Raw genomic sequence first — 25,176 nt, 5'->3', positions numbered from 1 at the left:
GGTCGACAGCCGCAGGAGTGCGGGCTACAGCTTTTGCCATGACAGACAATATCCAAGCCGTGATCTGGGACTTTGGCGGTGTGCTCACCTCCTCGCCCTTCGAAGCGTTCAATCGCTATGAGGCCGAAAGAGGCCTTCCCAAGGACTTCATTCGCGGTGTGAATGCCGTCAATGGCGACACGAATGCCTGGGCGAAGCTGGAGCAGTCAAAGGTAACCGCGGAGGAGTTTGACGAGCTGTTTCGCAAGGAAGCCGAAGCGCTGGGTCACTCGGTGCCGGGCAAGGACATACTGGGCCTGTTGTCGGGCGATCTGCGCCCGCGCGTTGTCGAGGCGCTGAAGCGCTGTAAGGCGAAGGTGAAGGTGGGCTGCATCACCAATAATGCGCCGGTCGGTAAGGGCGCGGGCATGCAGGCCGATGAAGGCAGGGCAGGCGAGATTGAAAAGGTGTTCGGCCTGTTCGACGAGATGATCGAGAGTTCGAAACTCGGCATCCGCAAACCTGATCCGCGGATTTATGCGCTGATGTGTGAAGCGCTGGATGTCGACCCGAAGAATTGTGTCTATCTCGATGATCTCGGCATCAACCTGAAACCTGCCCGGGCGATGGGGATGACGACGATCAAGGTACTGAATGAGGATCAGCTTCTGTCTGACCTGGAAGCCGCGACTGGATGGATGCTTACAGACTGACTTCAATCCGCCTCCTCACGGGCGCCGTCCTGATGGCCGGGCTGGTCGCCTGTGGTGAGGAAGATGTACGTGAGACGGTCACGCTGCAGGTCGAGCAAGCGCCTGAATATATGTTGCCCAGCCGGGAGCCGGAGGCTGATCGCACGGTGCTGAGTGCGCCTGCGCAGGGCACGATCGGGCAGCTTCGCGGGATTATCGAAAGCAATTCGCTGCGCCAGCTGACGCGGCTCGCCGGATCACAGTCTGGCTTTATCTCCAATTTCGCTGGTGCGTCGCATGGTGACCATTGGGACTTGCTGCGCCGGACCGGGTTTGACCCCATCCTTCGCCTCGAGGAGTTGCTCGACGGACCGTACGGGGTGAAGATGGTGGCAGGGGAAACCTGGTATGTCTGGCCAGAACTTGCCGCGCTGGAGCCTGAGGCGCTCCTCCCGGAAAGGCTGAACTTCAGCCAGAGGGCGCGGCTTGAGGAACTGGTCGGCGAGGCGGGGATTGCACAGGTCAGGGAAGGGCGCGGTTATCCAGGGATTCGCACGGCAATCGCCGACGATGGCCGCTGGCTCTATTACGTTCACGAGATAACAGGCGAGGAATAGCAATGGCCGACAAGATGAAAGTCGAAGACGTCCTGACCAAGGTCCAAGGCTGGAAAGCCGCAGACGGCGATACGGACGCGATCACCAAGACGTTCAAGTTCGAGGACTTTTCGACCGCCTTTGGCTTCATGAGCGCCAGTGCGACGCAAGCGGAAAAAGCTGACCACCATCCTGAGTGGTTCAATGTCTATAATACGGTTGAGGTTACACTGACCACGCATGATGCGGGCGGCGTTACGCAAAAGGACATTGACCTCGCCAACAAGATGGACGGCTTTGCCGCCAAGCTGGCCTAGGCGCTCATCCGCTGGATGAGGCTGTCGAGGGCGCCCAGCGTCTCCGCATCTTCGGCGTTGCGCTGTGCGGCGACTTCGGGACCTGCCGCTGACATGCACCGGCTCATGGTTGCGATAAGCTCGCGCTCATCGATGGGCTTGGACACGTAGTCAGACATGCCCATCTTCATGTAACGCTCGCGGTCGCCGGCCATGGCATCCGCGGTGAGCGCGATGACAGGTACGCTTTCAAAGGCGCCGCCCATCTCGCGCAGGCGTTTGAGGGTTTCAGGCCCGTCCATCTTCGGCATGTGTATGTCGAGTAGCACAATGTCGATTTTTGAAGTCTGGAGGACTTCGAGAGCCTCCTCGCCACTCGATGCTTCGAGGACGTGCAGTCCCACCGGCTCAATAAAGAGACGCGCAACGCGGCGATTGATGCGGTTGTCGTCCACGACGAGGGCCGTCTTGCCACGAAAGTCGACGACGCGTTCGTCGCGGACTTTGACCTCGTGTGGTTTGAAGCTTTCCGGGATCTGAGGCGGCGCTGCGTATTCGGGAAGGGTTGCTTCAAAGCTGAGCGTGAAGATGGAGCCCTTGCCTGGCTTGCTGACGACGCTGACATCGCCGCCCATCATGCGGGCGAGCTTTCTGGTAATGGCAAGGCCTAGTCCTGTGCCGCCATAGATACGGGTCGTGGAGCGATCTGCCTGCTGGAAGTTCTCGAACAGGCTCGCGACCTGGCCCTCATCCATGCCGATACCAGTGTCGGACACATGGATCTTCAAACGGACATGTCCTTCCCTGTCGGTCGGCTCACACGTCGCGGCAACGATCACGCCGCCTTCGGACGTGAACTTGAGGGCGTTCGACACGAGATTGTCGATGCACTGGCGGAAGCGAACGGGGTCAAATTCGAGGACAGAGGGGACGGACTTGTCCACGATCACACGCAGGAAAAGGCCCTTCTCTTCGGCCTTCGGGCGGTAGAAACGCTCGGTCCGCTTGAGCTTGTGGCGAAAGTCGTCGGCGATCGGCGCGATGTCGAGCTTGCCAGCCTCGATCTTCGAGAGGTCCAGAATGTCGTTGAGAAGCGTCATCAACGATTTCGAGCAATCGAGGATGGCGCCGACCATTTCCCGCTCATCAGTATCGAGTTGGCGGGACGCCAGCGCCTGCGCCATGCCGAGTATGCCGTTGAGCGGTGTGCGGATCTCATGGCTCATCGAGGCCAGGAATTCAGATTTCGCCTCGCTTGCCGCCTGTGCTTCGCGCTTGGCGTGACGCAGCTTGCGCTGGTTTTCCTGAATGTCGGTGATGTCGTGGCTGAGGCAAAGGACGTTGCCGTCCGGCATGGGCGAGAAGCTTGCCTTGATCGTATTGCCTTCGCTTGTCTGTACGTCGATCGTGCCGAAAGACCGAATCTTTTCGACCAGCTGGCGTGAATAATCGACCGTGCTGAACCTCTCGCTGTCTTCGATGATCGAGCGCGTACTGGCGAGCATGGCTTCGTCGAGATTCCTGCCCGCTGAGAGCTGAGCATAGAATTCCGGGAAGTGGAGCCGGGCCGTCTCATTCACGAAGAGAAGTTCGAAGTTCGGGCCATGCAGGGCAAATCCGTTCTCGATGCCCGCGACGGCATCAAGGACCTGATTGAGCGACAGATTGATTTCGTTGCGGTGCGCCAAGCGCCTCTCCCCATATATTTTTGCCGCTGAGAAGACCCCAAAATCATTTAAAAAAGCTTCACGTTCGGAAGAAGCAGGTTTTGAACCCGGGAGGTTCTGCCTTGACGCAGCGTGGCGAAGCTGGAACTGCAAGCCCTACAGCAGATAAAACAAGGCGAGAGGAGCGCGCATCATGGGCAGAGTTTCAGGCAAGAAGGCATTCATCACAGGCGGCGCGCAGGGGCTTGGCGAGGCAACTGCATGGATGCTCGCCCGGGAAGGTGCGAAGGTCGCCGTCACAGACGTGAATGGCGATGGTGCGACCAAGGTCGCCGCCGCAATCAATGCAGAGCTTGGCGATGGTACCGCATTCGCTTGGCAGCATGATGTTACCGACGCAGACCGTTGGCAAACCGTTCTGAAAGAAGCGCATGACGCGATGGGCGGGCTCAATGTGCTCGTCAACAATGCGGGTATCGGCTCGCTCGGTTCTGTCGAGGATGAGAATTACGAGATGTTCCGCAAGGTCCAGGAAGTCGATGTCGACTCGATATTCCATGGCTGCAAATACGCGATCCCGTTGATGCGCGATCATGGCCTTGGCTCGATCGTGAATATCTCGTCCATCGCCGGCATCATCGCGAGCGGCAACTATATCGCCTACAACACGGCCAAGGCAGCTGTGCGCCACATGTCGAAATCGATCGCGCTTCACTGCGCCAAGACCGGCGGCCAGATCCGTTGTAACTCGGTGCACCCCGTCTTTATCAACACGCCGATCCTGGACCGCACCAAGGAAATGTTTGGTGAGGAAGAAGGCCTCAAGAAGCTCGGCCGCCAGATCCCGCTCGGCAAGGTCGGGGAGCCAGATGATATCGCCTATGCGGTGCTGTATCTCGCCTCTGATGAGAGCAAGCTGGTGACTGGCATCGAGCTCAAGGTGGATGGCGGCATCTCTGCGATGTAGTCTCGCCATGAGTTGAGAGGGGCAGGGTATGAAGCACGCAGTTTTCGTTAGCCTAATAGCGGCGGGTGGCGTTATCAGCGCCCCGGCCTGTCAGGCTAACCCGGTAGACCCGCAGGAGGGAGCGCGGCGCGCCGTGTTGGCGGGCGAGGCCTGTCCGGCGGTAGGCGACAAGGTCTTCTTCTTCTGGATGGAGCCAAAGTCGGCTGAACCGGGTGAGACGATTATGCTTCAGCCTTATTGGGCCGACATGCCTGGCGGCTACAATTCGGTGCCGGCGGGCTGTATCGGTAATCTCAACGTCGCTCCGGCAGAGGCTGGCCACTTTTCGCGCGACGAGGCTGGCGCAGCGCTGCTGACTATTTCGCCAGATCTCGACGTGGGTACGCGCATTCGCGTTGAGGGGACTTATCGAGGCCGCCACCCAATTGGCGGCCCGATCGCCGTCTTCAGTGCAGAGCAGAACCCGTTTGTCGGCTACTGGCGCCAGGATAATGAGAACTGCCCGCCAAATAGTGCGGTTCAGGAACTCGTCTTTACTGGCGGCGGCGAGCTGTCAGTGACCTGGACGCCGTTCGAGGTCTACAAGGATTACTGGGCAGCATTTGATTATGATCCGGCGACCGGGAATTTCAGCTTTGAAGTCGAAGGCGGCAACCAGACCCCGGAAGATATTGTTACTGAAGGCCGCGCGAGGATCGAGGGCAACCGGCTGATATTCGAAGACATCTTCCTTGGCACGCCAAGGCAGGCGAAGAGCGGCTGCCGGGACGACTTTATCCGATAGGCTCGCATGCGAGAGAAATTGCTCGCCACTCGACAGTCGTTCATGCTATGTTCCTATTTCCGAAACAGGAGGTGGGGCAATGATTGGATACGTTACAATTGGCACGAACGATCTTCCGCGCGCAGCGAAGTTCTATGATGCAATTGCCAGCGAGATGGGCACAGGGCGTATGATGGATTTTGAGACTTTCATTGCCTGGGGCAAGCCGGACGGACCGGCAGGTATCGCGGCGACCAAGCCATTCGATGGCAAGCCGGCAAGCGTTGGTAATGGCACGATGGTCGCTCTGCAGGCCAGGGACCGCGCGCAAGTCGACAAGCTTCACCAAATAGCGCTCGCCAATGGCGGCAGTGATGAAGGGGCTCCGGGCCCGCGCGGTGAAGATGGCTTCTACGCAGCCTATTTTCGCGACCCCGATGGCAACAAGCTCAACGCCTTTACCATGGGCGGATAGGAAAACGGGCCGGAGGCTTGCTCGTCTCCGGCCCAATCTTTTCGTTACGGCTTCTTGCCTATTGCGCGTCTTCGTCCGTGATGGCTGGCATGCGGATATAGGTGAGCGTGTTGCCGCGCGGATATGAGGTGAGCTGAAGCTCTGCCTCTGTCAGCGCGATGATGCCGTAGCAGAGGGTTTCATTGCTCTCTGCGCCAGTCATGGTGATGAGCTGCATGTCGCTGGTGTCGCCGACAGCGTCCGGACAGCTGTCCACGGTCTGGAGCGTCTCGGTGCTCAGTACCTCTCCGTCATACATCATGGTGACTGTTCCATCGAGAATGGACATCTTCGAGAGATTGTCATCGCTGGAGACCCAGTCGCCTTCGAGGGCGGCGAGAGTTTCGTTGGCGGCATCCGTGTCGGCATCAGACATGCTCATATTCATGTCGCCGCCAGGCTCTTCATCCATGCCCAGTTCAGGGTCATCGGTGAGCGAGCCTTCGCTTTCAATCGGGTCGTCTGCAGCTGGCGTCTCGTCCACGGTTTCAGGACCGCCGCAGGCCGCCAGTGCAATCGCTGCTGCGCAACCCGCAAGAAGTTTCAGGTTCAGTTTCATTCGATCAGCCTCCATCGCTTTGTCATGGAGCTAGCCGAACACGCTTGATCGGCAAGCCCCCGCGAAATCAACGCAGGAAACATCGAGACGGTTGCTCAGGTCGCACGCCGTGTTTCGCGGATCAGCCGGTAGCCTAGCAGGGAGAGCATCATCGCCGCGCTGACGATGAGCGGCAAGCGGCTATCGAGCGTATAGAGGGCGGCGCCGAGGAGCGGGCCGAAGATGAAACCCGAGGGCGGCGCGGCTGACAGAAGGGCGGCGGCCTTGCCCTGTTCGTGGCGCTCGACCGAAAGACTGCCAAGGGCATTTGCGGCGGGCACGGCCATGGCAGAGCCTGCGCCGACCATGCAGAAGGCGGCGCACATCGCCACAAAGTCGTTCAACAGCGCGGCGCCGACATAGCCTGCACCAATCAGGGCAAGGCCGATTGGAAGGATCCTGCGCGGCGAGGGATTGAGGCGCTGCACATAGCCAAACTGGACGATGATCATCATCACTGCCATGCAGGAAAAGACAATGCCGACCGCCTGCACCGTGTCCGCCTGCGCCGTGTTGAACCGGTCTTCCATCAGCCAGGCAAGTGTCTGCTGGATCGCGCCGACGGCGATGAAGTAGCAGAGCAGGAAAGCGAGGTGCGGGAAGACGCGCGGGTCGCGTATGCGCAGCGGCTCTGGCCGGCTGCTGTCGCGATGTCCGCGTGACTTGGGCAGGGCAAAAGCGATGATGACACCTGCCGCTGCGCAGAAAATGATCGAGCCCCAGATCGGCGCGAGCGCGCCTAATTTGGCGAGGACGCTGGAGCCTGCAGGCCCAAGGATGGAACCGAGCGCCATGCCCGCACTGAGCATGCCAAGCCCGCCGGCCCGCGTTGCCGGTGTCGTCGCATCCGTCATGGCCGCCATCGCGGCTGGCTGAAGGCCGGGCGAGAGAAGGCCGAACCACAAACGCATGAAAGCCAGAAGGAAGAAAGTCGATAGGCCAGTTACCAGTCCAGCGAGCGCGGCCTGAAGCGCGAGAACGAAAAGCGTATTCGTGCCAGCCATCGCCATAAGCGAGAAAACCATGACGCGCTTACGCCCGAACCTGTCGGCCCAGCGGCCCCATTGCGGGATCATCAGCGCATAGATGGCTGCTGAAAGGGTAAGGATGCCTGCAACTTCAATTTCTGTCAGGCCAGCTTCCCGCGCGAGCGGGGCAACCACGACAAAATTGATCGTCATGCCAGCGCCCATGGCCACGTTGGCAAAGGCGATGATACCTTTCTGCCAACCGCTCAGGGGGCGTAAAGGTTGTTCGATTTCGCCCTGATGCAGCATGTGCCTCCACTTCGTGCGCAGGTTGAAGATGGAAGGGTTTCCCGCCTGCGGCAAGCGGACTTCTCATAAAAGAGCGGCTTCCCCTGAGTGAACCTGCGCAGCTTTCATATTGCAGAGCGCGGGGCATTCGGCTTAGTCAGGCCTCTCAAGGACAAGGAGATCAGACCCGTGCAGGACCTCGCTTTGGCGCTATACCAGTACTTCATTTACCCGATCCTGACGCTGATCCTGTTTGCGCTCTTTGCCTATGTGATCATGAGCTGGCTGTTCACGTTCAATATCCTGTCGCCCTACGGTCAGATTGCCCGCCAGATCTATTCCATGCTTGAATCGGTGCTTGAGCCACTGCTGCGTCCGATCCGCAATACGATCCCGCCGCTCGGCCAGCTGGACCTTTCTGTCTTTATCCTGGCGCTGCTCATCCTGTTCACCCGCGACTGGCTGTTTCCACAACTGCTCTTTGCGATGCCGGGCTGATGCGTCTTTCGGTCCGGGTAACGCCGAATGCTTCGGCTGACCGTATCGAAGAGCTGACCTACGATGCCGACGGGCGACCAAGCCTGAAAATCCGCGTTCGCGCCGTGCCTGAAAAGGGCAAGGCGAATGGGGCAGTAGAGAAGCTGCTCGCCAAGGCGCTGGGCCTGCCGAAATCTGCCGTAAAGGTGGTGACCGGGCAGACGAGCCGCACTAAAGGCGTGGACATCGAGACCGAAAACGGCAGCGCGGCAGCGCGCCAGATCGAGGAGTGGATGGGCGATGGCTGAACGTATCGATGGCAAACAGGTCGCAGCGGATGTGCGCGCAAAGGTTGGCGAGGCGGTCTCGTCGCTTCCCGGCCAGCCGACACTTGCCGTCGTGCTGGTTGGCGAAGACCCGGCAAGCCAGGTCTATGTTCGCAACAAGGTGCGCCAGACCGAAGAGGCCGGCATGCGCTCGCTGCATCATCACCTGCCGGTGGATGCCAGTCAGGATGAGGTCGAGGGGCTTATTTCCCGTCTGAACGGTGATGATGAGGTGGACGGCATCCTGCTCCAGCTGCCACTGCCCAAGGGGCTCGATGAGCAGCGCGCTATCGAATGCATCGCGCCGGCAAAGGATGTCGATGGTCTGACAGAAGCGAGCGCAGGACGCCTGGTCCTTGGCAAGGAGGGGCTTCGTCCATGTACGCCTACGGGCTGTGTCATCCTCGCCAAGTCAGTTCTGGGGGACGATCTTTCCGGCAAGAAGGTCGTCGTGATCGGCCGCTCCATTTTGGTGGGCAAGCCTGCTGCGCTCCTGTTCCTGGCTGAGAACTGCACGGTGACGATTGCGCATTCGCGGACGAAGGACCTTGCTGCGCTATGCCGGACGGCAGATATTCTTGTGCCCGCGGTCGGGCGGCCTGAAATGGTCAAGGGCGACTGGGTGAAGCCTGGCGCCGTTGTGATCGACGTTGGTATCAACCGGATTGATGCGCCTGAGAAGGGCGAAGGCAAGACGCGCCTCGTTGGCGATGCGGACTTTGGCGATTGCGAGAAGGTCGCTGGCCATATCACGCCTGTGCCGGGCGGCGTCGGCCCGATGACGATTGCTTGCCTGCTGCGCAACACGGTGATTGCGGCCTGCTATCGCCGCGGCTGGGCGCTGCCGTCTGGTCTCTAACTGGCTGCGGCCTGTTCCAGCACGCCATGAACCAGTAGGCGGCAAAGCCGTTATAGAGGATGGCAGGCGAGCAGGAGAGACAGCACGATGCAAAAGCCGAAAACATTTCTGGGCTGGGCCGGTGTGGTCTTCATGCTGACCGTCATTGCGGTCATCGTGATGGTGGCGGCGAGCATTGCCTTTGTGGTCGTTGCGGGTGTGGCGATCGTGGGCGCGGTGATTTCGCTCCTGCTGCTGCTCGCCAAGCGCAAGGCGAGCGATGATGGCTGAAATTCGGCCGCTGAGCCGCGCGCATTTCGATAGCCTCTGGGTGGCGCAGGCGGGTCAATGCGCCCTGTGCGGTAAGGGGATGCCGCATGGCCGCTTTGATGTGGCGCACGCCAGTATCTGGAAAAAGCAGCGGCCGACTTTCGACCATGTCATTCCGAAGGCAGGCGGCGGGCTGGACAGGCTGGACAACCTTCAGCTGGCGCATGCTGTCTGCAACAAGCGCAAGGGCAAGCGTCAGGCCGGCGGATCGGATGGGCGGCTCGCCACATAAGCCATACCGCTGGCAAGCAGGGCAAGCGCTGCGGCGAGCCATGTCCAGCGTCCCCAGAGAAACGCGGTCGAGATACCGCCAGCGAGCGTCATGCCAATCAGGGCACCCGATTTCGACTTTCGCGACAGCGTGCCGTCTTCGATGAAATTGCGGATAGGCGGCCCGAAGCCGGGGCGGCCATAGATCCAGTCGCGCATGGCAGGACTGGACCGCGCAAAGCAGAGCGCCGCACCAATCCAGAACACGGTGGTCGGCCAGACAGGCAGGAAGATGCCTATGGCGCCGAGACCAAGCAGCAAAAATCCGAGGATGCGGGCGATCATCATGACGGTGTCTTCGCGCTCCTCGAAGCTGACCCTTCTCCATGTGAAGCCGGGACGTCGTCTGGCAAGTGCCAGATACGCTGCGCGCCGACAAGCTGGATGCTGGTTTGACTACTAACAGCGTGCGCATCGGTGCGCTTGGACTCAACAGCGGTCACAGCATGGACAAGCCGTAATGGTTGTCGCTATCAAATCCACTGAACTCTTAGTTTAGCGGGTGGCACGCTCGCTCAATGTCTCGTGCCTCAGGAGTATCGAGGGAATGATGTCAGGATTTCGTCTTTTGCTTGCGTTGGCCGTCAGTGCGCTGATCGCGGTTTCACCTGCGGCTGCGCAGGCCGGTCCGCAGGACGAGAACTATGTGCAGATGGCGAACTACCGCACGCCGGATATGCCTGTTGTCCATCTGTTCGGTGACAGCATCATGCGCGGCTATGCGCTGCGGAAATTCCCCGACCAGTACACGCCTGAAGAAGCAGAAAACGAGATCCTGTGGCCGTTGCGCTCTCCGGCTTCGATGCTGAAATTCATCTCCGATGGAGATTACTGGGCCGGCTATGCCGGAGGCACAGGCCTGCCATATACGGAAGATCCTCGCGGTAACACCGTCTATGCGCGCGTCGATAACGGCCAGGTTTTTGATGACGATTTCATCGTGATCAGCGACGCCGGTGAGCACAACAACAATCCGGCCGCCTACTACCTCATGCTCAAGAGCCTTCGGACTTTGCTCTGCGACTATGACGTCGATGTGCTCTACGTGAACACCTATGACGATATTGCACCGGGTGCCTTGGCCATCGAAGACGAAGATCAGTATCGCTGGTCTGTGCCGATCGATGGGATGACGATGAATTACACCTTTGCGAAAGCGGCTGCCGATGAGATGCCCGATTGCAAGGCAGACGCGCACCTGATCGATATCGTGCCTGATATGAAAGCGCTCGAAGGGCGCGGGCTTTCACCGATCCAGTCAGATGGCATTCATCCCAATATGACGGGGCAATGGCTGATCGCCTACAAGATCGATAGCAAGGTTCGCGAGATCATGCTGGCGCGCGAGATGGAAGCGCCTGAAGAGATAGCTGAGCACGACCAGGCCTCAGCCGAGCACTAGGTCAGACGATGGCCTTTGCGCAGGCGTCAGCACTGGCCCAGGCCCACTGGAAATTATAGCCGCCGAGCCAGCCGGTGACGTCAACGCATTCGCCGATGAAGTAGAGACCCGGCTGGTTCCTGCTTTCCATCGTCTGGGAGGAAAGGCCATCGGTATCGATGCCGCCTGAGGTCACCTCTGCCGTGCGCCAGCCTTCGGTGCCAACAGGCACGACCCGCCATTTTTTTAGCGCGGTTGCGATCACATCCATCTCGCCCTTCGAGAGTTGGGCGAGTTGTTTGTTCGCGGGCATTTCGGGCCAGCTGGCGATATAGTTTGCGAGGCGCGCCGGGAAGCGTTTGCCAAGCCAATTTGAAACGCTCGTACGTGGCTGGCTCTCCCGTGCGGCGCGCAAATCCTCGAGAACTGGGTCGCCGGGCGCAAGATCGATTTCAATAGGCTGGCTCTCGCGCCAATAGGTCGAGGCTTGTAGCATGGCCGGGCCGGAGAGGCCGCGATGGGTAAAAAGCATCGCTTCATGGAAATCAGGCCCGCCGCCCGCTTTCGCATCAACCATGCATGAGACGCCGGAAAGCTCTGAGAAGGCGTCCTTCAGCTTCCCGGAGAAGGTGAAGGGCACGAGCGCCGGCCGCGTCGGAATGATGTCATGTCCAAACTGGCGGGCAATGTCATAGGCAAGGCCACTCGCGCCCATCTTGGGAATGGAAAGCCCGCCCGTCGCAACGATGAGGTTGCTGGCGCTGATCGGGCCCGCAGACGTGTCGACCTCGTACCTGCCGCCCCGGTGAGTCACTTCGCCGATGCTGGTCTCGAGATTCATCCTGCCGCCGGGGCCGGTCAGCTCATCGACGAGCATGTCGATGATGGCGCCGGATTTCTGGTCGCAGAAGAGTTGCCCAAGCGTCTTTTCATGCCAGGTGATGCCGCGCTGGGCGACCCGGTCGCAGAAGTCCCATGGGCCATAGCGCGCCAGTGCAGACTTGACGAAATGACGGTTGGCCGAGATGAAATTGGCAGGGCTGGTATGGATGTTGGTGAAGTTACAACGACCGCCGCCGGAGATGCGTACTTTCTCTGCGGGACGCTTGGCGTGATCGAGCACCAGGACGTCGGCGCCGCGTTCAGCGAGGCGCCCGCCGCAAAAGAGGCCTGCGGCGCCCGCACCCAAGATCAGCGTATCAACCCGTTCAGACAGTTCGCAAATCCTTAAAAAGTCTCAATCTGGCCCTGTTCGCGGCATAGCAAAGTCCTGTAAAGAGTGTGAATGCACCAGGAGGAGGACGCGGGTGATGGCAGGGTGGACCAACAAGGCGCGGGGATTGGTACTGGGCGGACTGACGGCGATGGTTGTCGCCTGCGGCATCGGGGATGAGCCGCCAGCACCTGTCGATCCTGAAACTGTCGAAGGCGAAATCGTCGAGCGTTCGCGCGCTGCGCAAGCCGCAGCTGAACGCCGCGAACGTGAGCGCCAGGCGCTTGCGGACGCCGAAGAGAACCGCTTCGTCTATTTCCGCTATGCCCCTGATACGAGCGGCGTCAGCCCGCGAGCCTGCCTTGTCTTCTCCCAGCCGCTCGATCCCGAAGTTAATTACGCGACCTATATCCGGATGCAGTCTGACGTGCGTCCTGCCTTTGCGGTAGAGGGACGTGAGCTTTGCCTCGAAGGTCTCGATTTCGCCAGCGGATACACGGCGACGATCCTGGAAGGACTGCCGAGCGCCGATGGTCGCACGATCGAGCGCGAGGAAGAGATCCAGATCAGTTTTGAGGACCGCCCGGCCTATGTCGGCTTCGACGGGGCCGGTGTGATCCTGCCGCGAGACAATGCCGATGGCCTCGCGATTGAAACAGTCAATGTCGATGAGGTCGAGATCAGCGTTTACCGCGTGAACGACCGCGCACTGGCCTTCAAGTCGATCAGCCAGGGCGATGAAGCGGCCCAAGGCCGCTATTCCTACCTTTATGGCGAAGAAGACCCGCGTGACGTCTCGTCTGAAGTGTGGTCAGGCAGCATGGACATCGACAATGTCACCAACGCTGCAGTGACGACGGTCTTCCCGCTTCAGGATGTGATTGGTGAGCTTCGTCCGGGCTCATATTTCGTCGAATTGCAAGACGCCAAGGAATTGAATGACTATGACGGCCCGGCCGCATCGGCCCGTCGCTGGATCATGCTGACCAATCTCGCGCTTACGGCGTATCGCGCCGAGAACGGGATGGATGTCACGCTGCGTTCTCTGCAGGATGGCGAGGTTCTGCCAAATACGCGTGTCCAGTTGATCGCCTACAACAATGAAGTGCTGGGCGAAGCGGAAACCGGTGAGGATGGCCGCGTCCGGTTCGAGGCGCCGCTACTTGCGGGCGAAGGCAACTCCGCACCGCGCATGGTCATGGCGTTGGGGGCGAAGGGTGACATTGCTGTGCTGGACCTTTCACGCGCGCCGGTTGACCTGTCTGAAATGAAGACTGGGGGGCGCGTCACGCCCGGTCCTGTTGACGGCTACCTCTATGCCGATCGCGGCATCTTCCGCCCTGGAGAGACGGTGCATCTCACCACGATGATGCGTGATCGCGGCGGTTCGGCCATTTCGAACCGTGCGGGTCAGATCGTCATCTACCGCCCGAACGGCGTTGAATCCGACCGGATGCGCTTCACTGAAGCCGAAGCGGGCGCACTTGTCTGGGATTATGAGCTGTCACGGACGGCTTCGCGCGGTATGTGGCGCGCTGTCCTGTCGATTGATGGGGCCGGTGAGGCTGGCTCTCTACGCTTCTCTGTCGAGGATTTCGTGCCGCAGCGTATCGCGGTAGAACTCGACGGCGAGGAAGAGAGTTTCATCGCAGCCGGTGATACGCGTGAGATCGAAGTTGAGGCGCGCTTCCTTTATGGCGCGCCGGGCGCTGGCCTGTCGGTTGAGGGGCAAGCGAGGCTTGAGGCTGACCCACGTCCGTTCGAAGCGCTGAACGGGTTCACCTTCGGGCGAGCTGATGAACAATTTCGCGAGCGCATTGTGGAGTTTGAACCGCAGACGACAGATGGCGCGGGCCGCGCCGTGGTGCGTCTTAATCCAGGCGATCGCGGCAGCGACTCTTCGCGCCCGCTTCGCCTCAATACCAATGTCAGCGTGCTGGAGCCGGGCGGACGTGCGGTCACCGAAAGTGTGCGCATTCCTTACCGCCCCCGCGATAGCTATGTCGGCATCCGCAAGGATTTTGATGGTCGCGCGGACCGCGATGGCCCTGCAGCGTTTGAGCTGGCGGCGGTGAGCGCCAGCGGTGAGATTATCGACACCGAGCTCAACTGGCGCGTGATCGAAATCGACTATCATTATGACTGGTACCGCGATGGCAGTCAGTGGCGCTGGCGTCGTTCGCGCACGGTGAGCACGGTCAATGAAGGCGTTGTCCAGACCGATAGCACGACGCAGACGATCAGCGTCGATGGTCTCGACTGGGGCCAACATGAACTGATCGTGTCAGATGCAAATGGCGATGCTGAGGCCAGCACCGGCTTCTATGTCGGTTGGGGCGGGTCCGTCTCTGAAGACGGTGTCGAGGCGCCTGACCGCGTGGAAGTGATTGTCGAGGAACAGACCATTGTCCCTGGCCGTCCTGCCGCGATCACGGTGATCCCGCCCTATGATGGCGAGGCGCAGATCGTCGTGGCGACTGACAAGATCTTGCGGATCGAGACGCGCGATGTGTCGGCAGAAGGCACGCAGTTCACGCTGCCCGTCACCGAAGAATGGGGCGAGGGCGCTTATGTGCTCGTGAACGTGTATACGCCGCGTGACCCTGTGCTGCAGGCCAAGCCGCGGCGCGCTGTCGGTGTCGGTTACGTGCCGCTGGACATGGATGAACGGACCTTCGAGGTTGCAATCGATGCACCAGATGTCGTTCGCCCTCGCCGTGAGCAGACGATTGACGTCAATATCGGAGAAGGCCCGCGAGAGAATGTCTATCTGACGCTGGCGGCCGTCGATGAAGGTATCCTGCAACTGACCAAGTTCCAGAGTCCGGACCCGGTCTCTTATTATTTCGGCAAGAAGTCGCTCGGCGTCGATATCTTCGACGATTATGGCCGCTTGCTCGACCCGAATATGGGCCTTCCTGCAGAAGTACGGACCGGTGGTGACCAACTGGGCGGTGAGGGACTGTCTGTTGTCCCGACAAAGACGGTAGCCCTCTTCTCCGGCATGGTCGACGTGGGCCGGTCTGGCCGCGCACGTGTGACCTTCGACGTGCCTGACTTTAACGGTGAGCTTCGCTTGATGGCGGTTGTCTGGTCGCAGAACGGTCTAGGCGCTGCGAGCCGACCGCTGACGGTGCGTGATCCTGCGCCAGCCGAACTGATCCTGCCGCGCTTCCTCGCGCCGGGTGATGAAGCCGTGGCGACCGTCTCCATAGACAATATCGAGCTTGATGACGGCACGTTCACCGCGTCCCTCGATGCGAGTGAACCTGTCAGTGTTGCGGCGACCGAACTGTCGCGGACCATTCCATCCGGTCAACGTGTGGATGAAGGGCTGCGGATCTCCGCTGGTGAAACCGGAGTTGCAGACCTGCGCCTCAACGTATCGGGGCCGGGCAATTATGGCGTCGTACGCCAGTACCAGATCGAGTCCCGCTCGCCCTGGCTGCCAGCAACGCTGATTTCGACAGCCATGATGGAGCCGGGCGATAGTTGGGCTATCCCGGAAGGGCTGCTCGAAGATTATGTGCCAGGTACGGCGTATGTCTCTGTCACCTTCTCAACCCTGCCACTCGACGCAAATGCGCTCTACGCATCGCTTGCGCGCTATCCTTATGGCTGCACGGAGCAGACGATCAGCCGGGCGCTGCCGCTTCTCTATTCAGAGCAGCTGGTGGCAATGGGCGCAGATGAAACCTCGCGTGAACCTGTCCGCGCGCAGATACAGGAAGCCGTAACGGCCGTCCTGAACCGACAGTCGGCCGAAGGGGCCTTCGGCCTGTGGCGAGAAGGCGACCGCAATGCCTCGCCATGGCTGGGCGCGTATACCACCGACTTTGTCTACCGCGCCAGCGAGGCAGGCTATGAAGTGCCTGAAGCGGCACTGGAGCGGGCCTTTGAATCCATGCGGGCCGTGGCGCAGGGCGATGCCTGGCGTGCCTATGGTTACGACACCGATGTCTGGGAAAGCGAGTGGCACAACGACACTGAAGCCAAACTGATGCGCCGGGCTTCTGCCTATGCGCTTTACGTGCTGGCCAAGGCAGGCCGCGCTGATATCAGCCGTCTTCGCTACCTGCATGACCGCGAACTTGAGCGGATCGAAAGCCCGCTGGCACGCGCGCATCTTGCCGCCGCGCTGGCCTTCATGGGTGACCGTTCACGAGCGTTCAGCGCATTCGAGGCCGCCGAAGATGCCCTCGGCTACCAGAATACGGGCGACTATTACCAGACGCCGCTTCGTGACCTGACGGGCCTTATCGCGCTGGCCGCAGAAGCCGATTTTGACGATATCGTTGCCCGGCTGGCCGAACGGCTTGGCGACGACGCGCCAGACCCAAGCGAACTGACCACGCAGGAAAAGGCGTTCGCCCTGCTCGCCGTTAATTCAATGAATGATGGGGGTGATGGCTACCGGATGGAGGTCGAAGGGCTTGGCAACGGCAACAATAATGACCGGCGCTATCAGCTCAGCGAAGAGCAGGCTCGCGGCGAAGTGAGTTTCACGCTTGGCCAGAACGGGCCGGCCATGTTCCGCACCGTGATGGTGCGCGGCGCGCCGTCTTCGCCGCCGCCTGCCGTCTCGGCTGACCTTCGCGTGACCAAACAGGTGCGCACGCTGACGGGCGGCGCGGTCGACCTTGGCGATGTCGATCAGGGCGACCAGCTGGTCGTGACGGTTCAGATCACGCCGGAACAGCGCCGGACAAACCCTGTCATCGTGGCGGATCTGCTGCCCGCAGGCTTTGAGATTGAAACGGTCCTGAAGCCTGCCGATGGGGCGCGTGATGGCGAAACCAACGGGGCCTTCGCCTGGGCTGGTGAGATCGATGCGGCCAAGACTGCAGAAGCGCGCGATGACCGTTTTGTTGCCGCGATCGATGTACGGAATGAGGCGGTACGGCTCGCCTATGTCGTGCGGGCGGTCACACCGGGCGATTTCGTCATGCCGGGCGTCAATGCTGAGGACATGTACCGACCTGACGTGTTCGCGCGCTCAGCCCCGGGCCGCGTGACGATCAGCACGGCCAATGCGGCGACTGGCGGACAGAGATGATCTGGCTGAAACGGCCAGCGATTGCCATTCTGGCGGCGCTAACCGTCCTGTTCGCGCTGGACAGGATCTTTCCGCCACCACTTGAGCGCGGCGAAACCGTCTCGCAGCTGGTCAGTGACCGGCGTGGGCGGCCACTTCGTGCCATTCCCACACCGGACAGTTACTGGCGCTTTCAGGCACATCTCGAAGACATCGACCCGGTATTCGTCGAGGCGCTTCTGGAAGTTGAGGACCAGCGTTTCTGGCGTCATGGCGGTGTCGACTGGACCGGCATGGTTCGTGCGGCATGGAGTTCAGCGCTCGCGGGCCGTGTCGTCTCCGGCGGCTCGACCATAACGATGCAGACGGCGCGCCTGCTGGAGCCGCGCCCGCGGACCATTCCGTCCAAGCTGATCGAGATGTTCAGGGCGCACCAGATCGAGGCGCGGCTCAGCAAGGAAGAGATCCTTGAGCTTTACCTCACCCTGACGCCCTATGGCGGCAATATTGAGGGTATTCGCGCAGCAAGCTGGCGCTATTTCGGGCGCTCACCGGACCGGTTGTCCGATGATCAGATCGCGCTCCTGATTGCCCTGCCGCAAAGTCCTGAAGTGCGCCGACCGGACCTGCGGCCTCAAGGCGCAGATATAGGCAGGCGTGCCATCGTCGCCAAGCTGGAGCGGCTTGGTTATCTCGATGCAGGGCGGGCAGAAGAAGCGCGCACCAGCCAGATGCCGACGGGGGCCTATGCATTCCCCTTCGATGCGTGGCATGCGACAGCGCGAGCAGCAAGCGGTGTTCGCGGCGACGTACGCGCCAGCCTTGATGCGCGCCTGCAGGCAGAGATGGAAGCCCTGGCGCTTGCGCGTGCAAAGGAGGCGGGTCGTGAGGCGCAGATCGCGATCCTCGTTGTCGATATTCCAACACGCGCAGTGCGCGCCGCGGTTGGCTCTGCTTCGCGCGACATCGCAGGGGGCTGGCTTGATCTGACGGCGCAGGCACGCTCTCCCGGTTCGGCGCTCAAGCCCTTTATCTATGCCATGGCGTTCGATGATGGCGAGGCCAGCGCTTCGACGCGGATATCTGACCTGCCGAAGCGGTTTGCCTCCTATCAACCGGACAATTTCGACCGTACCTTCAGGGGCGATGTTCGCGTATCCGATGCGCTTCAGCATTCGCTCAACGTGCCTGCCGTGCTGGCGTTGGACCGTGTGGGGCCAGAGCGTTTTGCCGCGACACTCGCACTCGCCGGGGCGCCGCCGCGCATCTATGGCGGGGCGGATACTGAATTTGGTCTTGCGCTTGCACTCGGCGGGGCTGGGCTGACCGCGCGTGAGCTTGCGATCCTGTACGCAGCGCTTGGCGATGGGGGGCGGGCAAAGCCGCTGGTCTGGACAGCTGACGAGGAAGCCGACAGCCGGGCCAGAAAGGGCTATCGGATGATGGAGGCGGAGAGCGCAGGCGAAATCCTGTCCATCCTGCGCCGCGCGCCGACCCCGGAAGGACGGATGCCCGGCAGGCTGACGGCAGATGCGCCGCAAGTCGCTTTCAAGACAGGGACATCGTATGGCTTTCGCGATGCCTGGGCCGCCGGGGTGTCCGGCGACCATGCGGTCATCGTCTGGGTGGGCCGCGCTGACGGCGCGCCGCGTCCGGGTGAAACGGGTCGCACCGCTGCCCTGCCCATCCTGTTCGAAGTGGCGGATCGAGCAGCCTACCACCTTGGCGGTGACGGCGATGCGGGTGCACGCCTGATGCCAGAGCGGCGGCACGAAGCCGACGGCGCCCTGCAATCCTTCGATCATTCAGTGGCGGAGGCGCCGCACATCCTCTTCCCGCCGAAGGGCGCCGAGCTGTGGTCAGGTGAGATCAATGGCGCACCAGCGCGCCCCTTCGTTTTGTCGGGGAGAGGCGAAGGCAATTTGCGCTGGTTCATCAATGGAGAGCCATCGGAGGTCGATGATGCAGGTCTGCCGGTATGGCAGCCAGAGCGAGCTGGTTTCTATGCGGTGAGCGCAGTCGACGAGAAAGGCCGCACAAGCGAGGTGCGTGTGCGGGTCATCGGAATTGGCGGAAGCTAGGCGTGCCTAGCTCCAGGGATTGAAGCGCGATTTGCGTCTCTTCGGGCGATCAGATTTCTTGTCCTCGCCCTTATTCTTCGAAGACTTCGGCTGAGGGACAGGTTCGTCGCCCTCGTCGAAGAGTTCGGTGTCGGCCTCGCCGTCGGACTTGTCTTCTGCTGGTGGCGAGACGGCATCAAGATCTGCAGGGGACACCGGATCGGGTCCATCGCCGTCGTCTTGTGCGGGGGCGGTGGCTGCCGATAAGGCGGCCTGGTCGATGCGGGAACGGAAGCCCTTCAGGTTCAGCGGATAGCTTAGCGGCGCGCTGCCGGGGTCATTGTCCTCGTCATAGCCGAAGGAAAGATCATCGTGGTTATTGTCCGGGATCGTCATACCGGTTGCGGCGGCGCCGAGTTCTGACTCAATGTCGTCGGCGCTTTCAGCGCCGGCTTCTGGTACGTTCGAGGCATCGGCGCCTGCGATCTGCGTCCCGCCAAGGCCAAACGGGACGTAACTCTTTGCTGCTGCGGCCAAGTCGCTTTCGCCTTCATCTGGGCCTGCTTCGTCCCAGACGTTCGCGGAGGGAGCCTCTTCGGCTGGCCGCGCTTTTTCCGGTGCCTCAGCTTTGGCGAGGGCGGCTTTCCCGCGACCATTCACTTCGTCGGCCAGTCTTGCCACGGCACCGCTGACATCATCTTCGTCAAAACCGGCATGAAGACGTTCTTCAGGTTCATCTTCGAGCAAGGCACGCGGCGGAATGCTTTCATCGACGGGCAGGTCAGTCTCTTCCTCGTCCTCCGCTCCGGCATCCATAGTCACTTCATCTGCGGGCGATGCGGTATCCGATTTGCGCTTGTTTGGTGATTGTCCGCTCAGACCTGCGAGGAGGGCGTCAATGGCCGCTTCGGTGCCTTTCGCGATGCGCGATGCCTCTTTCACGACAGCGACGATGAGCTCGCCATAGTTCCCGTGTTCTTCGTGAGGCGTATCCTTGAGAAGGTCTTCGGACGCTTCTTCCAGCGTCTTGCCCTTTTCCGTGGCCAGCATGACCTGTGGTGGGGCGTCTGTCAGACGGACTGAATAGCCTTCGGTCGCATAGATGACGCCGCCATCTTCCGTCTCTGCCCAGTCGATCTGCTTCAAGGCGGTCATTTCTGCCAGCCTGTCGATAAGTTTCTTTGTCGATGGGTGAAGCATGAAAATCTTTCCGCCAGCAGGATTATGAGGCCCTGACTACACTAGACGGGATGGAACGCGCGTCAAAGACGCGAGGGTCGGCCAGCGGTGAAAAACTTTAAGGACTGCGTCATTGAGGTCCTTGGCGCTTCAATTGAGGGCGCGAGCTCTCATATCTCCTCTAACACACGCGAAAGAAAGCTTTGGACCAACACACGATCATCCGAATAGGCGTGTTTGCGGGCGTTTTCGTCTCGCTCGTCCTGCTGGAGACGCTGGCGCCCCGGCGAGAGGCGGCGCTTTCGCGTGCGCAGCGCTGGCCGGGCGCAGGTGTGATTTTCATTGCAGGGGCCGTCCTCGGGCGGCTCGTATTGCCCGCAGGTCTTGCCGGCATTGCGCTTCTGGCGGACGAGGCAGGATTTGGCGTTTTCAACTGGATCGACGCGCCGGTCTGGTTGGTGGGCCTCGGTGCTTTCCTGGTCATGGACCTTGCCGTCTGGGGCCAGCACGTTGCGATGCATCATGTGCCGTTCCTCTGGCGCATGCACCGCGTGCACCATTCAGACCCGCATATTGATGTGATGACGGCGCTTCGCTTCCATCCGGCAGAGATCATTGTCTCCCTATTCTGGAAAGGGGCGATTGTCTTCCTGTTTGGTATCCCTGCATGGGCGGCATTTGCCTTTGAAGTCGCGCTTAACGCCTTCGCCCAGTTCAATCATGCCAACTGGAATATCGGGCCGCGTATTGACAGCGTGCTTAGATTGCTCGTCGTCACACCGGACATGCACCGGGTGCATCACTCCGTTCACCGCGCCGAAGCGAACCGGAATTTCGGCTTCTGCCTATCGGTGTGGGACCGTATTTTCAGAGTTTACCAGTCCCAGCCAGCTGAAGGGCATGAGCAGATGAAAATCGGCCAGAACAGCTGGCGAGAGGCTGGCGATCAGTCTCCGCTTCCGCTTCTTCTACAACCATTAAAGTCGCCGCCGACTTAGCTTTCGATAAGACGCGGTCAGGGGGAGGTGCCCAAGCCCAGCTCTTATTGTTTCTCGGACGACCTGCAAAGAAAAAGCCCCGGCCAAACGACCGGGGCTTCAAACTTCCTGATGCTCAACTGGTGAACATCACCCGGCATTCGGGTCAGGCGTGCGAAGCGCGTTATTCTGGATAGCGCGCGTGCCATCCTTGCTTGCCTGGGTCTTTGCGGCCCACTCTGCGCGCGTTGCGCAGATCCGGCGAGGAATCGTCGATCCCATTTGCTCTTCGCGTTTGCAGACCTCCTCGTCCGGGTCATGACCCTGACGACGGATTTCCGCTTTAATCGCAGGCGTAACAGAGACCATTTGCGAACCGCCGGTTGCGCTGCTGCCGGCGGCGCCGGTCGTACAGGCTGCGGGAACAATGGCCATTGCGAGAAGGCCTGCACCAAGGGCGAGTGATTTCATCGAGAACTCCGATCTTAGGTGTTTTGGAAAGACTGACCCAAAACTACCTTAGCTATAGATTTCGAAAAGGCCAGCCGCGCCCATGCCGCCACCGACGCACATTGTGACAACGCCCCATTTTGCACCACGACGCTTGCCTTCGAGCAGCAAAGAGCCTGTGCAACGTGCACCGGTCATGCCGAATGGGTGGCCGATGGAGATCGAGCCGCCATTGACGTTGTACTTCTCAGGGTCGATGCCGAGACGATCGCGGCTGTAGAGACACTGTGAGGCGAAAGCTTCGTTCAGTTCCCAGAGGTCGATATCGTCGACCTTCAGGCCGTGACGCTCAAGCAGACGTGGAACAGCGAAGACCGGACCGATGCCCATCTCGTCCGGATCACAGCCAGCGACGTTGAAACCAACAAAACGGCCGAGCGGCTCAATGTTACGCTTCTTGGCTTCTGCGGCTTCCATGACGACGACAGCTGCGGCGCCATCTGAGAGCTGCGAAGCGTTACCAGCGGTGACGTACTTGCCTTCCTTGACGACCTGGCCGCCGGAGAAGACCGGCTTCAGGCCTTGAAGCGATTCAAACGTGGTGCCGGGACGGTTACAGTCGTCGCGGTCTGCGACGACGTCCTGATAGGTTTCTTCGCCGGTTTCGCGGTTGACCAGTTTCATGCGCGTATTGAGCGGAACGATCTCTTCAGCCATCCAGCCTTTTTCCTGGAAGACGGCGGTGCGGCGCTGACTTTCAGCGGAATATTTGTCCTGTGCTTCGCGGCTGACATTGTAGCGGTCGGCAACGATTTCGGCGGTTTCGATCATCGTCATCCAGATCGCCGGCCACTTCTTCATGAGCTCAGGTTCGGTGTAACGATGGGTGTTCATGTGGCCGGAGCGCGACACCAGCGAAAGTGATTCAACACCGCCGCCGATGGCAACGGGTGCACCTTCATTTGTGACGGTGTGGGCTGCATTCGCAATGGCCTGCAGGCCCGACGAGCAGAAACGGTTGATGGTCGCGCCAGCCGTCGAGGACGGGCAGCCAGCCCAGAGGGCTGCGTTGCGTGCAACATTGTGGCCTGTCGCGCCTTCTGGCTGAGCGGCACCGAGGAACACATCCTCGACTTCAGCTGCATCGATACCCGCACGATCGATCGCGCCCTTGATGGCATGACCGGCCATGGTGATGCCATGTGTGTCGTTGAGTGCGCCGCGTCCTGCCTTGGTCAGGGCCGTGCGGGCGGTTGAAACGATGACTGCTTCTCTCATGATATGTCTCCTCCAGACAGGTTCTCGTTTGTTGCGGTGCAACCTAACGAGGCAAAGTTCAGGACGCTACCCCAAAACCGACAGTGGGTGCGATGACGTCGCGGTGCCTTAATCAGCGCTGCGGAACAGCTTCCAGAGAATGCGCGTTCGGCTTTCAAAGGAGATCGATTATATGCCCACTGGAAACCGTTCGGACATCGACCGGCTCGCAAAACTACTCGATACGCAATTCAAGCTGCCAGGCACGAACTTTCGTTTTGGCCTTGACGGTATCATTGGTCTCATCCCGGGTATTGGTGACACGGTTTCAGGCGGCCTTGGCCTCTATATTATTCACCGGGCGCGTCAGGAAGGCGCGTCGGGCGGGCTGATCGCCAGGATGATCTGGAACCTGCTGGTCGATACGCTCCTCGGTGCGATACCACTGGTCGGCGACCTTTTCGACTTTGCTCACAAGGCCAATGCGAAGAATGCGCGTCTGCTACAGGAATATCTCGACCGCCATGCGAGCGAGCACGCAAAGCCCGTTGGCCGCGGGGCGGCTTGAGGTGTAAACTCACCTTCAGTGAAAACTGGAGGAGGGGGCCTCATGATCATGCCGGACCATGCGCGTCTGATGGCGCGCTACAATCGCTGGCAGAATGAGAGTCTGTACACGGCCGCCGCTAGTCTTGATCAAACCGCCCGCCTTGAAGACCGCGGCGCATTTTTCCGATCTATTCATGAGACGCTTGCGCACATACTCTGGGCAGACCGCATATGGCTGTCCCGGTTTGATATGTGTGAGAAGCCGACCTGCGCAGGCCACGAAACCCTTAAGCTTTGGGCGGATTGGGAAGTCTTGAAGGCCGACCGCATGAAAATGGACGATGTCATCGATAAATGGGCGGATGGCTTCAGCGAGAGCGATCTTCGAGATAGCCTGGAATGGCATTCAGGCGCGGCAGGACGCATTCTGTCAAAGCCGGTCTGGCTTCTCGTCACCCATATCTTCAACCACCAGACCCATCATCGCGGTCAGGTTCACGCCATGCTGACCGCGGCGGGCGCGAGCCCTGACGATACCGATCTCTTCCTTATGGAGGGTGAGGCCTAGAGGTCTCGCCGCGCCATCATTTTTGATGCAGGATGTCTGAATAGCAAAACATGGTGGGATGGACATGGCCAAGGTCATCGGTGTGGGCGGTATCTTCTTTCTATGCGCGGACGCAGAAGTCACGAAGGAGTGGTATACAAGCGTCCTGGGTATCCAGGCGTCAGAGTATGGCATTTCCTTCAGCCACGCCGAGTCGGCTAAGGTCTTCCCGAAGGGCGCAATGACCATCTTTGCGCCTTTCAAATCTGACAGTGATTATTTCAAACCTTCAGACCATGACGTCATGTTCAACCTGATGGTCGATGATCTTGGAGGTATACTTCAGCAGGCGGCAGCGGCCGGCGTATCGCCCGTGCAGCCGCGCGAGGATCATGACTATGGAAGCTTTGCCTGGTTGATGGACCCCGATGGGCGCAAGGTCGAACTCTGGGAGCCCAAGGAACCGCCATCCGGAACCTGAGTTAGGTTTATCTCCACCTCAATAAAAAATGCCGCCCCTCAGTGAAGGGCGGCAAGTTCATTCAGAGGGTGAGATGGAGTTACCTAGTCCTCAGCGGCCGTGTTGCATTCGGCGAGATCTTCGTCGGAGAGGCTGTCATTTGCTGTGCCGAAGGAGATGAGCGTGCCGACTTCAGACGCGACTTTCTTGCAAGTGCGGACGGTTGCCGTGCGACGGTTGAGATCGGCGACGCAGGTATCGCCGTTGCAGGTCCATACGGCTTTTGCCGCAACAACGCTGGACTGGCCATCAGCCGGGGTTGCGAGCTTTGCGGTGAACGCCGTTCCTGCAGCTGCGGGCAGGGCAATGGCTGCGAATGCGGCTGACAGTACGATGGAGCGGATCATGGGAGGAAACCTTTCAGGCGTTGGCGGAAGATCTGGTTCTGGTTTTACTCTACTCAACGTATTTATGAGCGCTGAATAAAATGTCAATCGTT

The 25,176-nt window shown here is 60.2% G+C and carries 27 protein-coding genes; 18 read left to right on the top strand and 9 right to left on the bottom strand.

Annotated elements, in window-relative coordinates; genetic code table 11:
- The first annotated feature begins 38 nt into the window (after nt 1-38).
- Genes O4G74_RS10365 through O4G74_RS10355 form a run of 3 tightly spaced genes read left to right on the top strand, consistent with a single transcriptional unit; the run spans nt 39 to nt 1,584 of the window.
- Entirely contained in the window at nt 39-692 is a 654-nt protein-coding gene (locus O4G74_RS10365) for an HAD-IA family hydrolase (protein WP_269402536.1), read from the top strand.
- Complete coding sequence (locus tag O4G74_RS10360; protein ID WP_269402535.1) at nt 674-1,288, top strand: hypothetical protein; 615 nt, start codon at nt 674-676, stop codon at nt 1,286-1,288. Before O4G74_RS10365 ends, O4G74_RS10360 begins: the two co-directional genes overlap by 19 nt.
- A 2-nt stretch (nt 1,289-1,290) precedes the next feature.
- Nucleotides 1,291-1,584, top strand: a complete 294-nt coding sequence (locus tag O4G74_RS10355) for a 4a-hydroxytetrahydrobiopterin dehydratase (RefSeq protein ID WP_269402534.1) — start codon at nt 1,291-1,293, stop codon at nt 1,582-1,584.
- On the opposite strand, the gene O4G74_RS10350 is transcribed toward O4G74_RS10355, so the two are convergent.
- Entirely contained in the window at nt 1,581-3,251 is a 1,671-nt protein-coding gene (locus tag O4G74_RS10350) for a response regulator (protein ID WP_269402533.1), read from the bottom strand. The genes O4G74_RS10355 and O4G74_RS10350 overlap by 4 nt on opposite strands.
- 172 nt (nt 3,252-3,423) lie before the next feature.
- Here O4G74_RS10350 and O4G74_RS10345 point away from each other — a divergent pair, with 172 nt between their 5' ends.
- The 3 genes from O4G74_RS10345 to O4G74_RS10335 all read left to right on the top strand — a co-directional run bounded on the left by O4G74_RS10345 (nt 3,424) and on the right by O4G74_RS10335 (nt 5,435).
- The gene (locus O4G74_RS10345; protein ID WP_269402532.1) at nt 3,424-4,197 is read left to right on the top strand and encodes an SDR family oxidoreductase; all 774 of its coding nucleotides are present in this window, start codon (nt 3,424-3,426) and stop codon (nt 4,195-4,197) included.
- 28 nt (nt 4,198-4,225) lie between these two features.
- Nucleotides 4,226-4,981, top strand: a complete 756-nt coding sequence (locus O4G74_RS10340) for a hypothetical protein (protein WP_269402531.1) — start codon at nt 4,226-4,228, stop codon at nt 4,979-4,981.
- A gap of 79 nt (nt 4,982-5,060) precedes the next feature.
- Complete coding sequence (locus O4G74_RS10335; protein WP_269402530.1) at nt 5,061-5,435, top strand: VOC family protein; 375 nt, start codon at nt 5,061-5,063, stop codon at nt 5,433-5,435.
- Between the two features lie 58 nt (nt 5,436-5,493).
- Here the strand turns inward: O4G74_RS10335 and O4G74_RS10330 are convergent, their stop codons facing one another.
- Complete coding sequence (locus O4G74_RS10330) at nt 5,494-6,033, bottom strand: hypothetical protein (protein WP_269402529.1); 540 nt, start codon at nt 6,031-6,033, stop codon at nt 5,494-5,496.
- Nucleotides 6,034-6,128: 95 nt separating this feature from the next.
- Entirely contained in the window at nt 6,129-7,349 is a 1,221-nt protein-coding gene (locus O4G74_RS10325; protein ID WP_269402528.1) for an MFS transporter, read from the bottom strand.
- A 168-nt stretch (nt 7,350-7,517) separates the two neighbouring features.
- Between O4G74_RS10325 and O4G74_RS10320 the strand changes: the two genes are divergently transcribed.
- The 5 genes from O4G74_RS10320 to O4G74_RS10300 all read left to right on the top strand — a co-directional run bounded on the left by O4G74_RS10320 (nt 7,518) and on the right by O4G74_RS10300 (nt 9,531).
- Nucleotides 7,518-7,826: a YggT family protein gene (locus O4G74_RS10320; protein ID WP_269402527.1), complete on the top strand. Its 309-nt coding sequence runs from the start codon at nt 7,518-7,520 to the stop codon at nt 7,824-7,826.
- The gene (locus O4G74_RS10315) at nt 7,826-8,113 is read left to right on the top strand and encodes a DUF167 family protein (RefSeq protein ID WP_269402526.1); all 288 of its coding nucleotides are present in this window, start codon (nt 7,826-7,828) and stop codon (nt 8,111-8,113) included. The genes O4G74_RS10320 and O4G74_RS10315 overlap by 1 nt, the downstream gene beginning before the upstream one ends.
- Nucleotides 8,106-8,990, top strand: coding sequence for a bifunctional methylenetetrahydrofolate dehydrogenase/methenyltetrahydrofolate cyclohydrolase FolD (folD, locus tag O4G74_RS10310; RefSeq protein WP_269402525.1), 885 nt, complete (start codon nt 8,106-8,108; stop codon nt 8,988-8,990). The genes O4G74_RS10315 and folD overlap by 8 nt, the downstream gene beginning before the upstream one ends.
- An 87-nt stretch (nt 8,991-9,077) precedes the next feature.
- Nucleotides 9,078-9,260 (top strand): hypothetical protein, encoded by a 183-nt coding sequence (locus O4G74_RS10305; RefSeq protein WP_269402524.1) that lies wholly within the window; start codon nt 9,078-9,080, stop codon nt 9,258-9,260.
- Complete coding sequence (locus O4G74_RS10300; protein WP_269402523.1) at nt 9,253-9,531, top strand: HNH endonuclease; 279 nt, start codon at nt 9,253-9,255, stop codon at nt 9,529-9,531. The genes O4G74_RS10305 and O4G74_RS10300 overlap by 8 nt, the downstream gene beginning before the upstream one ends.
- Here O4G74_RS10300 and O4G74_RS10295 read toward each other — a convergent pair.
- A complete protein-coding gene (locus tag O4G74_RS10295) occupies nt 9,495-9,857 on the bottom strand; it encodes a YbaN family protein (RefSeq protein WP_269402522.1) in 363 nt (120 codons plus the stop codon). The two genes, O4G74_RS10300 and O4G74_RS10295, sit on opposite strands and share 37 nt — an antisense overlap.
- Before the next feature lie 259 nt (nt 9,858-10,116).
- Here O4G74_RS10295 and O4G74_RS10290 point away from each other — a divergent pair, with 259 nt between their 5' ends.
- Entirely contained in the window at nt 10,117-10,971 is an 855-nt protein-coding gene (locus tag O4G74_RS10290; RefSeq protein ID WP_269402521.1) for a hypothetical protein, read from the top strand.
- 1 nt (nt 10,972) lies between these two features.
- Here the strand turns inward: O4G74_RS10290 and O4G74_RS10285 are convergent, their stop codons facing one another.
- Nucleotides 10,973-12,139, bottom strand: coding sequence for an NAD(P)/FAD-dependent oxidoreductase (locus O4G74_RS10285; RefSeq protein ID WP_269402520.1), 1,167 nt, complete (start codon nt 12,137-12,139; stop codon nt 10,973-10,975).
- A gap of 121 nt (nt 12,140-12,260) precedes the next feature.
- On the opposite strand from O4G74_RS10285, the gene O4G74_RS10280 reads away from it, so the two are divergent.
- Nucleotides 12,261-17,219, top strand: coding sequence for an alpha-2-macroglobulin family protein (locus O4G74_RS10280; RefSeq protein WP_269402519.1), 4,959 nt, complete (start codon nt 12,261-12,263; stop codon nt 17,217-17,219).
- Nucleotides 17,216-19,279, top strand: coding sequence for a penicillin-binding protein 1C (gene pbpC, locus O4G74_RS10275; RefSeq protein WP_269402518.1), 2,064 nt, complete (start codon nt 17,216-17,218; stop codon nt 19,277-19,279). The genes O4G74_RS10280 and pbpC overlap by 4 nt, the downstream gene beginning before the upstream one ends.
- 6 nt (nt 19,280-19,285) lie before the next feature.
- Here pbpC and O4G74_RS10270 read toward each other — a convergent pair whose 3' ends face one another.
- Entirely contained in the window at nt 19,286-20,458 is a 1,173-nt protein-coding gene (locus tag O4G74_RS10270) for a hypothetical protein (protein WP_269402517.1), read from the bottom strand.
- A gap of 182 nt (nt 20,459-20,640) precedes the next feature.
- On the opposite strand from O4G74_RS10270, the gene O4G74_RS10265 reads away from it, so the two are divergent.
- Complete coding sequence (locus O4G74_RS10265; protein WP_269402516.1) at nt 20,641-21,435, top strand: sterol desaturase family protein; 795 nt, start codon at nt 20,641-20,643, stop codon at nt 21,433-21,435.
- Between the two features lie 129 nt (nt 21,436-21,564).
- Here the strand turns inward: O4G74_RS10265 and O4G74_RS10260 are convergent, their stop codons facing one another.
- Both O4G74_RS10260 and O4G74_RS10255 read right to left on the bottom strand, forming a co-directional pair.
- Complete coding sequence (locus O4G74_RS10260; RefSeq protein WP_269402515.1) at nt 21,565-21,885, bottom strand: hypothetical protein; 321 nt, start codon at nt 21,883-21,885, stop codon at nt 21,565-21,567.
- 48 nt (nt 21,886-21,933) lie between these two features.
- Nucleotides 21,934-23,142 carry an acetyl-CoA C-acyltransferase gene (locus O4G74_RS10255; protein WP_269402514.1) on the bottom strand — a complete coding sequence of 403 codons (1,209 nt, stop codon included), beginning with the start codon at nt 23,140-23,142 and terminating at the stop codon, nt 21,934-21,936.
- A 172-nt stretch (nt 23,143-23,314) separates the two neighbouring features.
- Between O4G74_RS10255 and O4G74_RS10250 the strand changes: the two genes are divergently transcribed.
- The 3 genes from O4G74_RS10250 to O4G74_RS10240 all read left to right on the top strand — a co-directional run bounded on the left by O4G74_RS10250 (nt 23,315) and on the right by O4G74_RS10240 (nt 24,698).
- A complete protein-coding gene (locus O4G74_RS10250) occupies nt 23,315-23,689 on the top strand; it encodes a DUF4112 domain-containing protein (protein WP_269402513.1) in 375 nt (124 codons plus the stop codon).
- A 42-nt stretch (nt 23,690-23,731) separates the two neighbouring features.
- Nucleotides 23,732-24,238 carry a DinB family protein gene (locus O4G74_RS10245; RefSeq protein ID WP_269402512.1) on the top strand — a complete coding sequence of 169 codons (507 nt, stop codon included), beginning with the start codon at nt 23,732-23,734 and terminating at the stop codon, nt 24,236-24,238.
- Between the two features lie 64 nt (nt 24,239-24,302).
- Entirely contained in the window at nt 24,303-24,698 is a 396-nt protein-coding gene (locus O4G74_RS10240; protein ID WP_269402511.1) for a VOC family protein, read from the top strand.
- Between the two features lie 83 nt (nt 24,699-24,781).
- Here O4G74_RS10240 and O4G74_RS10235 read toward each other — a convergent pair whose 3' ends face one another.
- Nucleotides 24,782-25,084, bottom strand: a complete 303-nt coding sequence (locus O4G74_RS10235; protein WP_269402510.1) for a CC_3452 family protein — start codon at nt 25,082-25,084, stop codon at nt 24,782-24,784.
- Nucleotides 25,085-25,176: the final 92 nt, after the last annotated feature.

This window comes from Henriciella marina (genome assembly GCF_027213945.1).
Lineage (GTDB): Bacteria > Pseudomonadota > Alphaproteobacteria > Caulobacterales > Hyphomonadaceae > Henriciella > Henriciella marina_A.
Note: the sequence above shows the minus strand (reverse complement) of the source record. Positions and strands in the feature narration are given on the sequence as shown.

Excerpts from the sequence above, each read along its gene's own strand:
- O4G74_RS10305 (WP_269402524.1), top strand. The coding sequence starts at position 9,078 with ATGCAAAAGCCGAAAACATTTCTGGGCTGGGCCGGTGTGGTCTTCATG.
- folD (WP_269402525.1), top strand. The coding sequence starts at position 8,106 with ATGGCTGAACGTATCGATGGCAAACAGGTCGCAGCGGATGTGCGCGCA.
- O4G74_RS10345 (WP_269402532.1), top strand. The coding sequence starts at position 3,424 with ATGGGCAGAGTTTCAGGCAAGAAGGCATTCATCACAGGCGGCGCGCAG.
- O4G74_RS10255 (WP_269402514.1), bottom strand. The coding sequence starts at position 23,142 with ATGAGAGAAGCAGTCATCGTTTCAACCGCCCGCACGGCCCTGACCAAG.
- O4G74_RS10240 (WP_269402511.1), top strand. The coding sequence starts at position 24,303 with ATGGCCAAGGTCATCGGTGTGGGCGGTATCTTCTTTCTATGCGCGGAC.
- O4G74_RS10250 (WP_269402513.1), top strand. The coding sequence starts at position 23,315 with ATGCCCACTGGAAACCGTTCGGACATCGACCGGCTCGCAAAACTACTC.
- O4G74_RS10290 (WP_269402521.1), top strand. The coding sequence starts at position 10,117 with ATGATGTCAGGATTTCGTCTTTTGCTTGCGTTGGCCGTCAGTGCGCTG.
- O4G74_RS10360 (WP_269402535.1), top strand. The coding sequence starts at position 674 with ATGGATGCTTACAGACTGACTTCAATCCGCCTCCTCACGGGCGCCGTC.
- O4G74_RS10235 (WP_269402510.1), bottom strand. The coding sequence starts at position 25,084 with ATGATCCGCTCCATCGTACTGTCAGCCGCATTCGCAGCCATTGCCCTG.
- O4G74_RS10300 (WP_269402523.1), top strand. The coding sequence starts at position 9,253 with ATGGCTGAAATTCGGCCGCTGAGCCGCGCGCATTTCGATAGCCTCTGG.
- pbpC (WP_269402518.1), top strand. The coding sequence starts at position 17,216 with ATGATCTGGCTGAAACGGCCAGCGATTGCCATTCTGGCGGCGCTAACC.
- O4G74_RS10355 (WP_269402534.1), top strand. The coding sequence starts at position 1,291 with ATGGCCGACAAGATGAAAGTCGAAGACGTCCTGACCAAGGTCCAAGGC.
- O4G74_RS10260 (WP_269402515.1), bottom strand. The coding sequence starts at position 21,885 with ATGAAATCACTCGCCCTTGGTGCAGGCCTTCTCGCAATGGCCATTGTT.
- O4G74_RS10295 (WP_269402522.1), bottom strand. The coding sequence starts at position 9,857 with ATGATGATCGCCCGCATCCTCGGATTTTTGCTGCTTGGTCTCGGCGCC.
- O4G74_RS10245 (WP_269402512.1), top strand. The coding sequence starts at position 23,732 with ATGATCATGCCGGACCATGCGCGTCTGATGGCGCGCTACAATCGCTGG.
- O4G74_RS10280 (WP_269402519.1), top strand. The coding sequence starts at position 12,261 with ATGGCAGGGTGGACCAACAAGGCGCGGGGATTGGTACTGGGCGGACTG.
- O4G74_RS10340 (WP_269402531.1), top strand. The coding sequence starts at position 4,226 with ATGAAGCACGCAGTTTTCGTTAGCCTAATAGCGGCGGGTGGCGTTATC.
- O4G74_RS10330 (WP_269402529.1), bottom strand. The coding sequence starts at position 6,033 with ATGAAACTGAACCTGAAACTTCTTGCGGGTTGCGCAGCAGCGATTGCA.
- O4G74_RS10365 (WP_269402536.1), top strand. The coding sequence starts at position 39 with ATGACAGACAATATCCAAGCCGTGATCTGGGACTTTGGCGGTGTGCTC.
- O4G74_RS10270 (WP_269402517.1), bottom strand. The coding sequence starts at position 20,458 with ATGCTTCACCCATCGACAAAGAAACTTATCGACAGGCTGGCAGAAATG.
- O4G74_RS10325 (WP_269402528.1), bottom strand. The coding sequence starts at position 7,349 with ATGCTGCATCAGGGCGAAATCGAACAACCTTTACGCCCCCTGAGCGGT.
- O4G74_RS10315 (WP_269402526.1), top strand. The coding sequence starts at position 7,826 with ATGCGTCTTTCGGTCCGGGTAACGCCGAATGCTTCGGCTGACCGTATC.
- O4G74_RS10335 (WP_269402530.1), top strand. The coding sequence starts at position 5,061 with ATGATTGGATACGTTACAATTGGCACGAACGATCTTCCGCGCGCAGCG.